This window comes from Steroidobacter cummioxidans, assembly GCF_003104955.1.
In genome coordinates this window covers 39815-53886 of sequence record NZ_LSRW01000019.1, presented here as the reverse complement: position 1 = coordinate 53886, position 14072 = coordinate 39815, and the positions used below count along the sequence as shown (strand labels likewise).

Genomic DNA, 14072 nt, shown 5'->3' with positions numbered 1-14072 from the left:
TAATTTTCTGCGCGAAGCAATGCCTGGGCGCGGAAGAAAGTTCCGATCATTTGTAAGCGTCGTTTTTGCCGCTGAGTCCAGGCCGGCGGATTACCGACATTTGTTTACTCGCGCCGATCGTTCTGCTGGTCGATTTCCTTTTCGGCGTTCAGCCAGTCGTCGAGCTCCTGGCCGGGCGTGAAGCCGCGACGCTCGGAACGCCAGTACGCCGCTTCGGCAATCCTCGCTTCGCGACTTTCGGAGAGCGACGGCAGCTCGCGCTGCTGCAAGCTGTTTCCGGTGATCTTTACATCATGCGCGACGGATTCACCAACGACCCCATCGGCGGCCCGATTGTCGACAGCTTCGGCATCCGCAAGCTTCTGTTCCTGGTTGGTCACCGTCGTGACCGGAGGCAGAGTGCGGGTCGATGCTTTCTTGGAACGCGGATTTGAACCTGTGGGGCGGCTCGCCATGACGATCTCCGGGCGGCAGTTATGTTCAGTGCTCGATCCCAATCGTCATCGAGCGTCAAAGGTTCCAGGTTCTACATGACGGTGCGCGCTGCGCACGTTTTGCCGACCGCACTCACTCGAGAAAACGGCGGCGACTCTCGTGGAAGAGCCACCGCCTGCTGGACCATTGACGTGACTGCCACCTCAAGTGTCAGTGGCGTGCGCGGCTTGCAGAGCTGCGTGCCGACTTGCTCCGGCTTCCCGCCCGAGCCTGGCGACGCTTGGCTGCTGAAGTCCGCGTGGACCGCGAGCCGGATCGCTTGCGCTGAGGCGCTGGCGCCTCTTCGGCTTCGATGCCCATCTGTTCCATCAGCTGCATTTTCCGTTGCGCAAGCTGGCTGCCCAGCTCCTTCAGATCCAGCTCGGTTTCCTTGAGCGCGGGGAACAGCTCCTTCTCTTCCTCCTTGACGTGATGTTTGACGTACTCGCAGAGTACGGTCACCAGCGGCTTGAACTCCGGGTCCTCGGGCGTGCCGGCCTCGATCTTGGCGATCAGCTCCTTGGCGGAGCCGTGCTCGATCTCGGCCTCGTATACCATCTCGTCGTCTTCCTCGTCGAAGGCCTGCTTGGCCTGCGGGTACAGCAGCTCCTCTTCGATCTGCGTGTGCACGGTCAGCATCTGACAGATGCGTGTGGCGAGCTCGGACTGCTCGCTTTCGTCGGCGTCCATGAACTCGTCGAACAATGCTTCCACTGCGCGATGGTCCTGCTTCAGCAACGCGATCGCATCGCGCGGTGCGTCGCTCGAACTCGTGTGATTGGCTCGTGCCATGTGCTTGCTCCTCGAATGTGAATGTGCGAGTGGGCTGGCTCGCAGGAGCAATGAGCTGCACTTAGTTATAGTTCCTGCGCAGGAACCCTGAGAGCAGAGCGAGGACAGCATCACTCGCCGTCGCGAGTGATGTTGTTGGATGTTAGTTCTCGGGCAACTCGGCGAGCCGTTCGAGCATGCGCGGATCGCCTGCTACGTGCACTTTCTCGGCAGGGCCGAGCCACGTCAGCGCTTCTGTGAGCGTAGTGGCATCGTGCACTTTTTGTTCGGCGGTGAGGCGATGCGGATCCGGATGTCCGCGTGATTCGGCCGGGCGTGGCAAGTTGCCGGTGATGTGCGCGTAGCGAGCCTGACGATCGGAAGCGAGCAGACGCAGACCGTCGCGAGCTGGCTCCTTGGCCTGAGCGAGCAGCTCATCGCGACGTCTGATCACCGCCGGTGCGTGTTTCTCTTCGGGCGTGCGCAACAGGCCGAGTGAATGCATTACGCGTCCGGCGAGCACGCTGCCGCTCATCTTCGACAACGGAATGGATAGCAACAGACCGGCCAGCGTGGGTGTCAGCCACGCCACCAATGTAGGGGATATCAGATAAGCGATGATGCCGGTGAGCACGCCGATGAAGACGTGTACCCAATGAATGCCGGCCGATTCGCTCCAGGCGGTGGAATCCGTGCGCCGTCGTTGTGCATTCCAGCCCGAGTCGCGTCCCGTCAAGATTTCGATGACATGCTGAGTCTGCACCAGCATCATGATTGGCGCGTACAGCGCGGACAGCAATGTCTCTACCACCGTGCTGACGATGATGCCGAGGAAGCCGCCGCAGCCTTTGCGCACCTTGCTGTTGAACAACGAGCGCAGCATGCCCAGCACTTTGGGAACGAACAGCACGACCATGGTGAAAATGAACAGCTGGGTCATGCGCACCGCATCGAACTTCGGCCAGTCCGGGAACAGCTGGAAGCTGCGGCTGAAATATTCCGGGCGGATCAGCGTGGCCTGCAACGTCAGGGCGAAGCCGACCACCAGCAGCATCAGCCACAGCGGCGAGGACAGATAGCTCATGATGCCGATGAAGAAATGACCGCGACTGACGGTCGACAGGCCGTCGGCGCCGATGATCTTGGAGTGCTGCAGATTGCCCTGTGCCCAGCGTCGGTCGCGTACCGCCACGTCGATCAGCGACGGCGGGCTCTCTTCCCACGAGCCGTCGAGGTCCGGCGCCATGCGAACTTTCCAACCCGCCCGGCGCATCAACGCGGCTTCGACGAAGTCGTGCGACATCACATGGCCGCCGAACGGCTTGCGGCCCGGCAGCTGTGGCATGCCGCAGGCTTCAGCGAACGCGGCCACGCGAATGATGGCGTTGTGGCCCCAGTAATTGCCTTCGTTGCCCGACCAGGTCGCGACCCCGCGCGCGATGATGCCGCCATACACGCGGCCGGCGAACTGCTGGATGCGTGAAAACAAACTGTAATGACCGTGCAACATCGGCACGGTCTGCAGGATGCCGAGGTGCGCATCGCCCTGCATGCGACGAACCAGCTCGATCAATGTTTCCGCCGCCATCAGGCTGTCGGCGTCGAGCACGATCATGTAGTCGTAGCGTCCGCCCCAGCGCTTGACGAACTCTTCGACATTGCCGGCCTTGCGGCCGGTGTTGTGCCAGCGGCGGCGATACCAGACCGGCATGACATTGCGCAGCTCACGCCGCAGCCGATCGACGGCCAGCGATTCATTGATCCAGGGATCGACCTGCGTCGAGTCCGAGATGATGACGATCTCGAAGTGTTGCGCGGCCCCGGCTTGCGCGAGCGCTTCGGCCATCGCCTGCAGCGCCGAGGTCGTCGCCGTCGGATCTTCGTTATATATAGGCATCAGCAGCGCGGTCCGCGAACCGGACAGCGATGCCTGCGTCTTCGGGATATGGACCGGCACCAGCAGGCCGGCGATGGCCGAAGCGGCGGAGAACGCGATCCATGCAAACGTGACGGTGAAGAAGAAAATCATCACGCCTTGCAGCACCGTCATCTTCGAGAATTCGACGATGCTGAGCATTTCGAACAGCGCGTAGCCGGTCAGGCCGAGCGTGGCGAGAATCACGATGGCGCGTGCAAATATTGCCCGGATCGGTGCGGGTCCGAGCGCACGCACGACCTCCGGAGCGCGTCGTAGATCCTGGACCGGCATGTCGATCGGGCGCTCGAAAGGCATGCCGCCGCGCACTACGTCGCGACCTTCAGTGGCAGTCGTCGGGGATTTCAGCTGGCCGTCCATCGATAAAGCCAGGTTTCAGTAATGGGACGATTGGCGCGCAGCAGCCGCAATCGCAACTCGACCAGATTGCTGCCCGCGGGATCCAGCTCGAAGCTGGCGCGCACGCCCTTGGTCAATGGGTTCTGCTGCAACATTGGGTGCGACAGCTTGCCCGCCGAGGCGCCCACGTCAATCTTGAGATCCTCGATGTTACGCCCCGCGCCAGCGAAGTCGATGACGAAGATACGACGCTTGCCATCGATCGTCGGACCGGAGCGGGTCGCGGTCACTCGTCCCAGCGACGGGGTGACGCGCGGCGTCGCGTTCCAGCGCAGGCGATACGACACATGCCAGGGTTTGCCGGCCGGCAGTACGTAGTGCGGTCGGAAGAACGCGATGATGTTGTCGTTGCTCTCATTCTCAGTGGGGATTTCCACCAGATCGACGGAGCCTTTGCCCCAGTCTGAGGTGGGCTCGATCCAGGCGCTCGGACGGACCTCGTACTTGGCCTCGAAATCGCGATAGTCGCTGACGCGCCGGGACCGCTGCACCAGGCCGAACGCGCGCGGCGCTTCGGCCGTGAAGGCCGACACTTGCAGCTGTGTGGGATTGCGCAGCGGCCGCCACAGGCGTTCGCCCGAAGCTGTAACCACTTGCAGACCGTCCGAGTCGTGCACTTCATCGCGGAAGTCGTCAATGCGGGTGCGCTCAGATTCATCGAACAGAAACATCGATGTGAGTGGCGAGATACCGATGTTGTCCAGGTCGACGCGCGGGAACAGCGTCACGTCTACATCCATGATGGTCTCGTTGCCCGGCTGGATCGAGAACCGATACGCGCCCGTGGTAGACGGGCTGTCCAGCAAGGCGTGCACGACGATGCCAGACGAATTGGCCCCGGGGCGTTCAATCCAGAACTGCGTGAACGCTGGAAACTCTTCGCCGGCCGGATGCGCGGTGCGGATCGCCAGGCCACGAGCCGACAACCCGTACTGTCCGCCGCGCGGCACGGCGCGAAAGTAGGAGGCGCCTTGGAACACCATGAACTCATCCCACACCGAGCGGGAATTCAGCAGCGTGCGCACGCGAAAGCCCGACAGCGGCAAGGTCTGGTTGTCGAGCAGCTTGGCGACATGCGGGCCGAGCGCAAACAAGTTGGGCGTGCCGCTCAGATCGGTGGCCATGCCGCTTTCCACCATCGACACCTTCACCGGTGTTTGAAACAGGAAGCCGGCCGGCAGCAGCTCGATGCGAAACGGCACCTGCTCGTTGCGCCACAGCGCCATGTCCGGTCTGGAACGGATGTCGCGATATTGATCGTAAGAAAGCTGCTGGAGTGCCGGGTTGCCTTCCAGGCGTTTGGGCACATAGGCGGCCGCGGCAGTTCGCTTGGCCAGATCCGTCACGGTGGCCGGCGTGAACTTGTAACTCGCCGCGCGCGTGTTGTCGGCTGCCGGCTTCACCGATGCAGCACCCGCCACACAGGAGAAAGTGATGGCGAGCATCAACAACCAATAGCGGCGCATGACTTTCTGCGACGGCAGGGGAGGTCGTGTGCGCGGGGTGGGCGGGACGCCGGGGTCCCGAGAATTTGCTGACTCGCCTGAATTCATCCGAATCGATCGTTCCTGGTTCAAAGGCCGCGGGCGCGAGCAGCGTTCAATCCTCAGGTCTACGCATGTCTCGTTGTCGCAGTTCCAGATTTCATCACTGTCGCGGAACTGCGTCGCTTCGTCGCGGGTTAGACGCTGCGATGTTTGCTCGTGGCGTTACCGCCACAACAGCAACCACTTTACCAGCCTACACCGTTCGTACCGCATTCTTATCGGAGACCAGCATGACCGACGCGTCGCGAGCCGCGGATCGTGGCCACCCCAACCAATGGGCATTAGTTCTGGCGGCAGGCGAAGGCAGCCGGCTGCGCGCGTTGACCACTCAGCCTTGCGGTACGCCGGTGCCCAAGCAGTTTTGCTCCTTGAGCGGCGGTCAATCGCTGGTGGAAGACGCCATGACGCGTGCACGATCCCTGGTCGACGCGGAGCGTGTATGCGCCATCGTGGCTCAGCAGCACCATCGCTGGTGGTCCAGCATGCCGGCGCTCGCTACGCTCCCGCACCCCAATCTGATCGTTCAGCCCAGCAACCGCGGCACTGCCATCGGCATCCTCTACTCACTGGTGCATATTTTAAGCCAGGACGCGGACGCGCAGGTGTTGTTGTTGCCTTCCGATCACTACGTAGCGCAGGAGTCGACGCTGCAACGGTCGCTGCAGGCCGCGATGGAATATGTCTTGCGCTGTCCTGATCGGCCGGTGCTGCTGGGCCTGCAGCCCGATGAACCGGATGGCGAGCTGGGTTACATCGTTCCGGACCAGCTCGATCCGTTCGGTGGCCGAACTGTGGCGCGGTTCGTGGAAAAACCCGAGTTGCCTGTGGCAGCCCAGATCGTGCGCGCCGGCGGCTTATGGAACACCTTTATTATTGCGGCGTCGGCGCGTGCGCTGTTGAACCTGTTCCTGCCGCGCTTCGCACCCATCGTCATGGAGATGCAAGTCATCGTCGGCAACGCGCTCGAGCACCGTTCGGCGGGTGGCTGGCCGGCTATCGTCGATATGTATACGAGGCTGCCCGATCTGGATTTCTCACGGGATCTGCTGGAAGGCCATGAGGCGTTGCTTTCGGTGCTGCGCGTGCCGCCGTGTGGCTGGAGCGATCTGGGGACTCCGCATCGCGTCGGCGAGACCGTGCGCAAATTTACCGGTGAGCGCACCGTCGGTCCTATGACCGAGCTTTCCACTTATATCAATCTCGCCGCCCGGCACGCGCACTTCGAGCGTTCCCTGTCGGGTGCGGTGCTCTGATCTGCAGGCCGCGTATGAATGAAAAGGGCAGGTAAGCCCGCGAAGGATCTGCTGTGAGCCATTCCGTTCCATTGCATTTCGGCCCGCAGCTCAGCGCCGAAGGGACTCAATTTCGGTTTTGGGCCCCGGGTGCACGACGCGTCGATCTGGTACTGGAGGCCAGCAACGGCGCACCGTCGCTACAGCAATTCACGGCGCTGGCCGGGGGTTGGTTCGAAACATTGGCGCGCGGCGTCGGGGCCGGCGCCCGCTATCGACTGCGCATCGACGACGAGCTCGATGTCCCCGATCCCGCTTCGCGATTCCAGCCCGAGGGCGTGACCGGTCCCGGCGAGATTCTCGACCCCGATGCATTTCGATGGCGCGACCTTCGCTGGCAGGGTCGTCCCTGGTACGAAGCCGTTTTGTATGAATTGCATGTTGGCACTTTCACCCGCGAGGGCACTTACGCCGCGGCGATCGAGCATCTGGACGATCTGGCCAGGCTCGGTATTACGGCCATCGAACTGCTACCGCTGAACACGTTTGCCGGACGGCGCGGCTGGGGCTACGACGGAGTGTTGTTATATGCGCCGCAGCCGAGCTACGGTCGGCCTGAGGATTTGAAACGTTTCGTTCAGGCGGCGCACGAGCGTGGGCTGATGGTGCTCATCGATGTGGTCTACAACCACTTCGGGCCGGAAGGCAATTACCTGCATCGTTACGCCGAGGATTTCTTCACCTCGGCGCATCACACGCCGTGGGGCAGCGCTATCGATTTTGCGCATCCTGTCGTGCGTCAGTTCTTCATTCAAAATGCCTTGTACTGGTTGAACGAATATCAGTTCGACGGGTTGCGGGTCGACGCCGTGCACGCCATGTTCGACGAGGGCGACACTCATTTCATCGACGAGCTGGTGGACAGCGTACAGAGCGGCCCCGGCAGCGAGCGATATGTGCATGTGGTGCTGGAGAATCATCGCAACGAAGCGCGCCGGCTGGGCCTGAAGGGGCGTTCGATGGTGGCGCAGTGGAACGACGACTTTCATCACCCCATGCACATCCTGCTGACCGGCGAAGCCGATGGCTACTATGGCAACTACGCCGAGCGGCCAGTCGAGCATCTCGGTCGCGTGCTTACCGAAGGGTTTGCCTATCAGGGCGAGGTTTATCGGACCGACGGCCACGCCCGCGGCGAGCGCAGCGCTGGGCTGCCCCCGACCGCCTTCGTGAGTTTCCTCCAGAATCACGATCAGATCGGCAATCGTGCCTGCGGTGAGCGGCTGGTTCAGCTGGCGCCGCCGGAGAAATTGCGCGTCGGTCTGGCTGTACTCTTGCTGGCTCCCCAGATCCCGATGTTGTTCATGGGCGAGGAATACGGCGCCCTGCAGCCGTTCCTGTACTTCTGCGACTATCAGGGCGAGCTGGCCAGGTCGATTCGCGAAGGCCGGCGCAACGAGTTCGCGTCCTTCGGAGCGTTCGCCGACGAGCAGCGGCGCGAGCAGATTCCCGATCCCAATGCTGAGCAAACCTATCGCGCCAGCCAGCTCGACCTGGATGAGCGTGCGCGTGCGCCGCATCGCCAATGGCTCGCGTACACACAAGAACTGTTGAGAGTGCGCGCCGAGAAGTTGGCGCCGTTGATTCCCGAGATCATTCCAGGTGCTGCGCGCTATACAACCGACGGTTGCACGCTCACCGTGACGTGGCCGTTGAAGGATGGTCGCGCGTTGCTGATGCAAGCGAATTTCGGCGATCAGGCGAAACCCGTGCCCCGCCCGGGTGAGCTCTGGTACTCAATCGCCGGCGCACCGGCGCACAGCGAAGAGCTCGGTCCCTGGGAAGTCAGGCTGTCGCTGGCAGCGTCATGAATGCTCTGGTGCCAACCGAGCCGGGTGCGAGATTCAAGATTCCTCGCGCCACGTATCGACTGCAGTTCAATCACCAGTTCACATTCAACGACGCGTCGCGCATCGTGCCGTACCTGGCGCGGCTCGGGATCAGTCACGTTTATGCATCGCCCATTCTCAGGGCTCGGCCGGGCAGCATGCATGGCTACGACGTGGTCGATCACTCGCAGCTCAATCCGGAGCTCGGCACGCGCGAGGACTTCGATCGGTTCGTGCAGACGCTGCACGAGCATGGGCTGGGCCTGATCGTCGACATCGTGCCCAATCATCTGGGCGTGATGGGCGACGACAACATCTGGTGGCTGGACGTGCTGGAAAATGGGCCCGCCGCGCGTTATGCACATCACTTCGACATCGATTGGCGGCCAAACCGGGGCTCGATGCGAGACCGCATCCTCGTGCCGATACTGGGCGACTCCTATGGGCTGGTGATCGAGCGCGGCGAATTGCAGGTCGAGTTCGATGCCACTGACGGCAGCTTTTCGGTGCGCTATCACGATCATCGTTTGCCGATCGATCCGCGTGAGTATCCGCGCATTTTCTCGCAACCGATCTCGGCGGAACTGCTGCCGCAGGACAACGCGCATCGAGCCGACTTCGACAGCTTGCTCACCAGTTTCAGCAGTCTGCCGCCGCGTGACGATACCTCGACTGAAGCAGTGGCTGTGCGCTATCGGGACAAGGAAGCACACAAACGTCGCCTGGCGCGTTTGATCGAGCGCAGCCCCGAAGTCCTGCGCCACATCGACGAGAGTGTCACCCGCATCAATGGCACGCCCGGGCAGACGGAGAGCTTCGATGCACTCGACGCGTTGCTGGAAGCGCAGGCCTATCGCCTGTCGTACTGGCGCGTTGCCGTCGACGAGATCAACTACCGCCGTTTCTTCGATGTGAACGATCTGGCGGCGCTGCGCATGAACGAGCGCAGCGTGTTCGACGCGACTCATCAGCTGATCTTCGAATTGATCGACGCCGGCAGCATCGATGGCCTGCGCATCGACCACTCCGATGGCCTGTACGATCCTGAGGAATATTTCCTGCGGCTGCAGGAACGCTTTGGCGGCGAGCCTGGGCGGCGACCGCTGTATGTGGTGACAGAGAAGATCCTGGCCGCTCATGAGCGCCTGCCCGAGACGTGGGCCGTCCATGGCACGACCGGCTATGACTACGCGGCGTTGCAGACCACCTGGCTGGTGTGCGGAGACGAAGAGTCGCGCATGACTCGCCGCTACCGCAACTTCACCGAGAACGAGGCGTCCTTCGAAGCGATCGCATACGAAAGCAAGCAACTGGTGATGCGTTCATCGCTGGGTGCCGAGGTCGAAGTGCTGGCGACTCAACTGGACCGCATTGCTCACTTGGATCGGCACACGGCTGATTTCACCCGAGGCGCACTGCGCGAGGCGATCCGAGAGGTGATCGCGTGCTTCCCGGTGTATCGCACCTATATCTCTCCGCGCGGCATCGGTGATGAGGATCGCAGGATCATTCATTGGGCGGCGGCGCTGGCGCGGCGGCGAAGCACGGGCTTGGAAGTGAGCGTCTTCGATTTTCTGAGCGATGTGCTGTTGAGTACCGCCGCGCAAGGGCGCTTGCCGTCGCATAGTAACGCCATGCTCGAGTTCGCCATGAAGTTCCAGCAGGTGACTGCGCCGGTGACCGCCAAGGGCGTGGAGGACACGGCGTTCTACCGTTTCAATCGCCTGATCTGTCTGAATGAAGTGGGCGGCGATCCGAGTCGCTTCGGCGTGTCGTCGACGGCCTTGCACCAGGCCAATCTCGAGCGCGCCAGGCTGTGGCCGCATGCCATGCTGTCGACTTCGACGCATGACACGAAACGCAGCGAGGATGTGCGGGCTCGCATCGCGGTGCTGAGCGAGTTGCCGGATCTGTGGAAGCAGCACCTGTCGCGCTGGTCGCAGCTGAATCGAAACAAGCGGCGCCAGGTGGAAGATGGGCCGGCGCCGGATCGCGAGGATGAGTACCTGCTGTATCAGACGCTGGCTGGACTGTGGTCGCCGGAGCTGCCCACCGAACGACTGATCGAGCGATTGCAGGCGTACATGACCAAGGCCGGGCGCGAGGCCAAGCGCTCGACGTCCTGGATCAATCCGAATGCCGACTACGAACGGGCGGTGAGCGAGTTCATCGTGCAGCTGCTGAGCAATCCCGAGCGGAATGCTTTCCTGCGCGATCTGAGCTCGTTCGTAGCCACGATTGCCTTCTTTGGCCGGATCAATTCGCTGGTGACGACAGCCTTGAAGATCACTTCGCCCGGCGTACCTGATTTTTATCAAGGCACCGAGTTGCCGGTGTTCACGTTGGTGGATCCAGACAATCGCGCGCCCGTCGACTTCGAGGCGGCCGCCACGCAGTTGGAATCGCTCTCCAATGTTTCAGATGCTCAAGCGCTGCTCGAGGAATCCGACGGTGCACGAGCCAAACTGTATGTAACCACAAAGCTCCTGCAACTCCGCGCTGCCGACGCAGCGCTGTTCGCTCTGGGCAACTATCAGCCATTGCAGGTGGAAGGCGAGAAGAAAGATCACGTATTCGCTTTCATGCGCACGCATGAGGAGCGGAGCTGCGTGGTCATCGTTCCGCGGTGGGCGGCGCGGCTGATGGATGGCGAGATCCGCCTGCCATTGGGCGAGAGCTGGGGTGATACCAGAGTGCTGCTCGGAACTGACATAGGTGGCGAATTGCGCGACGTGCTCACGTCACGGTCCGCGCGCGCAGATGCTCAGGATGGCGCGCTTCGTCTCGCGGAAGTTCTGTCCGTGTTCCCGCTTGCCGTGCTGACGTCCGCGGCAACGTCTCTTTCCACGTAACGCGCGCGCCGACGCGCGATGCTCCAGAAAAATCAAGACGAAATAGACAGGTGCAATCGTGGCTGTTTGTATATACAGCTGCGAAGTGCCTGCGTATGATTTCGCCAACTCGACTCGAGCCCCGACCCGCCGCAGGAGGAACTCATGTCTGAAACAGGCTTGTCCGAACTGATCGAGCACGAGCGCAGCGAGCTCATGCAGATCCATGCCATGGTCCGATGTTTGAATGACGTGCTGCTGTACGCGGACGACGATGACTCGTCGTTGCACGCGGACGTGGCGCTGGTGATTGCGCGTCTGTTGAATGAGTGCGTCGGGCGGCTGGAGAAGGTCCGAGCGCGTGTGGCGGAGTTGGAGCGGGTCGCGCAAGCGTTGCCGCCGCCGAATCAGGTGCGAGAGTCGCTCGGCTCGTATCGAGTCAGTCCGCGACGGAGCGACTGTGGTCAACTCGATGACGGGTCCGCACCGCAGCGGGCGATTTCGGAACCTTGGCTGATGGTGCGCGATTGCTCGGGTGTTGTGCGCACAGGAGACTATTCATGCAAGCCGAGTTCGAGAAGTTGGGTGAGCTGATCAAGGATATTCGCGTTGCCATGGTCACGACCGTGGAGCCGGATGGAACATTGCACACGCGGCCGCTGGCCTCGCTGGCCTATGAGAATGACGGTCAGTTGTGGTTCTACACCGCGATCGATTCGGCGAAGGTCTATGAAGTCGTGAACGATGTGCGCACCAGTGTGGCATTCGCCGATAGCGGCAAGGATGCCTACGTTGCCGTATCGGGTACAGCGGACGTCGTCACCGATCGTCGACGCATTCACGAGTTGTGGACGCCGTTCGCCAAGCCCTGGTTTCCGAATGGACCGGAGGATCCGAGCCTGGCGTTGTTACGCGTCCACGTAGAGCGCGCCGAGTATTGGACATCGCCTGGCAAGGCGGCTTATCTGTTCGGCGTTGCCAAGGCTGCGGTTACTGGCCAGCGCACTCAGCTCGGCGACAATCGCAAGCTGACCATGTAACTTCGGTTGGGATCAAACGCGCCCCGGCGCGGCATCACCATGGCATTCGTAGTGCTGCACCGTCCGGGGCCGTTCCAATAAGTACTTGTCATCCAGTGGGTAGTAACGAGCGAGCTCGATATCGTCTCCGGCGAATGCGCGGATCGACTCGAGCGAGTCCCACCAGCTCAGCGTAATCACTTCCGTTCGCCTGTCATCCAGATCGCGCACGGCGATGGCCGCGCCCCGATTGCCGGGAGTTGCGCGATAGTCGTCCAGGCCTGTGCCTTTTATATAGGTCACATATTCGTCGCGGTGCTCGCGTCGGATCACGCCGCGCCATTCACGCAAGATACTGCTCATTGCTGTGCTCCCATCCAAAGAAGAGCAGCCCGGCGCGATCAGGGCAGATTGCGCGTGAGTGTTTCGCTCTCACCGAGCCGCACGTTGACGACATTGCGGAATTGCAAGTCCTCATCAGTCGTCGGATTGTCGTCGTTGCCGATGCATGTGACCGCGAGCGTGTAATCGCCCGCCGGCAGAAAACTCAATGTGTAGAAGAACGAGTTGCCAGAGGTGAAGACAGGCGAGGTCGCGAAGGGCTCGACGCCGGTGCCGTCGATATCGTCGGGTGTGACGTCCCGACCCTGGAATAGATAAACGGCGCCGCGGGCCAGCGACTGACCCGCCGGGCAGGTGCCGCTCACGGTGCCTTCGATGCTGCTCGCCCTCGCGGTCTCCACGGTATGCATCGATGGTGTCAGCGTGTATTGGGCGGAGCCGATGTCGAAGCTGAGCGACTTGCGCAGGTCCAGTACCAGGGTGAAGGAGTCGGTGCTCCTTTCGTTGTCCTCGACGTTGAAGCGCAACGCTGCAAAGTCGCCGTTGGCCAGATTCAACGGGAACCGCGTGCCGGCAGCGGTGCTGACGAAAGTCTCGTTGGGCCGATTCTCATCGAACAGCAAGCGCACCCCCGTGTAGTTGCCCTCGGACAGCTGTTCGTCCGTGAACAGCCGGAGCACGCCGTTGTTTTCGGCGAGGATGATGAGGTTCACCTGTTCGCTGCTGCTGAACTCCAGCGTCTTGCTGCCGCTGCCGGTGCTGAATTCCAACCCGCGGATGTTGGCGACCACCTCAGTGATGTTCGGATTGGCGGGCAGTGCGGTGGCCAGGTCCATGGTGACGGAGCCTTCGCAGCCGGCGAGCAGGGCAAGCAGTGCGATAACGCTCAGACGACTGATGCCGCCGCGCCCGAAGCTGAACCGCGACCAAGCTGAACGTTGCATAAAAGCCATGAAGCGCACCATCGAGTTCCCTTGCCTTAGCATCCCTGATTCTGATGCAGGAGTCCCGCTTTGGTCAGGGGGGTACGGCAGAAAGTTCCCCCGCCTGTCGTTGACCAACAACGCCGGCCAGCGACGCTGACTGTGGCTTCCCGCAATCGTCCCAGCCAGGCGCTCCGGCTGCCCGAAAGGACACATCACAGTCACTGCACCCGCCCCTACTCTGCGCGACGGACGTGTGGGGTTCATGACAGCGTGAGCGCCGCCGGCCATCAAGGGGAAATCATCGTGGAACGTGGTGTCGTGGTCGGCGGGCTGATGATCTGCGGCAGTTTTCTGCTCGCGGCGCTGCTCAACCGTTCCGCAATGAAAGAGGTGCCGGTGCCGGTCGCGCCGCCTGTCGTTCAGCCGGTAGCGGCGCCGACCCTGCCAGCTTGCGCCGAAGTGAACGCGCGCATCGGCGCGAATCAACCGGTCAGCGACGCCGAACCGCCCGCCGCTGACCTTATGGTCAATGGGCCCGAGGCCTGCCGACGCTGAGAATCGATGCGCCGCGGCTGGTTGCATGCACCCGCTTTAGCGCGCGATCCGTTCTCCTCCCGCTCGGACGCACGTTGCAGCCAGTCGCGGCGTCTCCTCATCTAGTTTGCTTCAGCTACCATTCACCGCATGTGCATCATTGGGGCGGCGT

12 protein-coding genes are annotated in these 14072 nt (G+C 62.0%); 6 read left to right on the top strand and 6 right to left on the bottom strand.

Annotation, left to right across the window (positions count from 1 at the left end; all coding sequences use genetic code 11):
• Window positions 1-104: 104 nt before the first annotated feature.
• The 4 genes from D0550_RS12275 to D0550_RS12260 all read right to left on the bottom strand — a co-directional run bounded on the left by D0550_RS12275 (window position 105) and on the right by D0550_RS12260 (window position 5046).
• Complete coding sequence (locus tag D0550_RS12275) at window positions 105-455, bottom strand: DUF2934 domain-containing protein (protein ID WP_116809482.1); 351 nt, start codon at window positions 453-455, stop codon at window positions 105-107.
• A gap of 190 nt (window positions 456-645) precedes the next feature.
• On the bottom strand, window positions 646-1266 hold the full coding sequence (locus D0550_RS12270) for a hemerythrin domain-containing protein (protein WP_116809481.1): 621 nt from the start codon (window positions 1264-1266) through the stop codon (window positions 646-648).
• A 142-nt stretch (window positions 1267-1408) separates the two neighbouring features.
• Entirely contained in the window at window positions 1409-3541 is a 2133-nt protein-coding gene (gene mdoH / locus D0550_RS12265; RefSeq protein ID WP_116809480.1) for a glucans biosynthesis glucosyltransferase MdoH, read from the bottom strand.
• The gene (locus D0550_RS12260; RefSeq protein WP_161965794.1) at window positions 3526-5046 is read right to left on the bottom strand and encodes an OpgD/OpgG family glucan biosynthesis protein; all 1521 of its coding nucleotides are present in this window, start codon (window positions 5044-5046) and stop codon (window positions 3526-3528) included. Before D0550_RS12260 ends, mdoH begins: the two co-directional genes overlap by 16 nt.
• Window positions 5047-5357: 311 nt before the next feature.
• Here D0550_RS12260 and D0550_RS12255 point away from each other — a divergent pair, with 311 nt between their 5' ends.
• The 5 genes from D0550_RS12255 (at window position 5358) to D0550_RS12235 (ending at window position 12119) form a co-directional block, all read left to right on the top strand.
• A complete protein-coding gene (locus D0550_RS12255) occupies window positions 5358-6380 on the top strand; it encodes a sugar phosphate nucleotidyltransferase (protein WP_161965793.1) in 1023 nt (340 codons plus the stop codon).
• Between the two features lie 53 nt (window positions 6381-6433).
• Window positions 6434-8230 (top strand): malto-oligosyltrehalose trehalohydrolase, encoded by a 1797-nt coding sequence (treZ, locus tag D0550_RS12250; protein WP_206606229.1) that lies wholly within the window; start codon window positions 6434-6436, stop codon window positions 8228-8230.
• Window positions 8227-11100, top strand: coding sequence for a malto-oligosyltrehalose synthase (gene treY, locus D0550_RS12245; protein ID WP_116809476.1), 2874 nt, complete (start codon window positions 8227-8229; stop codon window positions 11098-11100). The genes treZ and treY overlap by 4 nt, the downstream gene beginning before the upstream one ends.
• Before the next feature lie 144 nt (window positions 11101-11244).
• Window positions 11245-11673, top strand: coding sequence for a hypothetical protein (locus D0550_RS12240; protein WP_116809475.1), 429 nt, complete (start codon window positions 11245-11247; stop codon window positions 11671-11673).
• Window positions 11640-12119, top strand: coding sequence for a pyridoxamine 5'-phosphate oxidase family protein (locus tag D0550_RS12235; protein ID WP_116809474.1), 480 nt, complete (start codon window positions 11640-11642; stop codon window positions 12117-12119). Before D0550_RS12240 ends, D0550_RS12235 begins: the two co-directional genes overlap by 34 nt.
• A 12-nt stretch (window positions 12120-12131) precedes the next feature.
• Here D0550_RS12235 and D0550_RS12230 read toward each other — a convergent pair whose 3' ends face one another.
• A complete protein-coding gene (locus tag D0550_RS12230) occupies window positions 12132-12461 on the bottom strand; it encodes a hypothetical protein (protein ID WP_174842491.1) in 330 nt (109 codons plus the stop codon).
• 38 nt (window positions 12462-12499) lie between these two features.
• On the bottom strand, window positions 12500-13384 hold the full coding sequence (locus D0550_RS34895) for a DUF4382 domain-containing protein (protein WP_161965792.1): 885 nt from the start codon (window positions 13382-13384) through the stop codon (window positions 12500-12502).
• Window positions 13385-13636: 252 nt separating this feature from the next.
• Between D0550_RS34895 and D0550_RS34890 the strand changes: the two genes are divergently transcribed.
• Window positions 13637-13921: a hypothetical protein gene (locus tag D0550_RS34890; protein ID WP_161965791.1), complete on the top strand. Its 285-nt coding sequence runs from the start codon at window positions 13637-13639 to the stop codon at window positions 13919-13921.
• Window positions 13922-14072: the final 151 nt, after the last annotated feature.

Coding starts and splice junctions, on each gene's coding strand:
- D0550_RS12270 (WP_116809481.1), bottom strand. CDS start 1,266: ATGGCACGAGCCAATCACACGAGTTCGAGCGACGCACCGCGCGATGCG.
- D0550_RS12240 (WP_116809475.1), top strand. CDS start 11,245: ATGTCTGAAACAGGCTTGTCCGAACTGATCGAGCACGAGCGCAGCGAG.
- treY (WP_116809476.1), top strand. CDS start 8,227: ATGAATGCTCTGGTGCCAACCGAGCCGGGTGCGAGATTCAAGATTCCT.
- mdoH (WP_116809480.1), bottom strand. CDS start 3,541: ATGGACGGCCAGCTGAAATCCCCGACGACTGCCACTGAAGGTCGCGAC.
- D0550_RS12230 (WP_174842491.1), bottom strand. CDS start 12,461: ATGAGCAGTATCTTGCGTGAATGGCGCGGCGTGATCCGACGCGAGCAC.
- D0550_RS12275 (WP_116809482.1), bottom strand. CDS start 455: ATGGCGAGCCGCCCCACAGGTTCAAATCCGCGTTCCAAGAAAGCATCG.
- D0550_RS34895 (WP_161965792.1), bottom strand. CDS start 13,384: ATGCAACGTTCAGCTTGGTCGCGGTTCAGCTTCGGGCGCGGCGGCATC.
- D0550_RS12235 (WP_116809474.1), top strand. CDS start 11,640: ATGCAAGCCGAGTTCGAGAAGTTGGGTGAGCTGATCAAGGATATTCGC.
- D0550_RS12255 (WP_161965793.1), top strand. CDS start 5,358: ATGACCGACGCGTCGCGAGCCGCGGATCGTGGCCACCCCAACCAATGG.
- D0550_RS12260 (WP_161965794.1), bottom strand. CDS start 5,046: ATGCGCCGCTATTGGTTGTTGATGCTCGCCATCACTTTCTCCTGTGTG.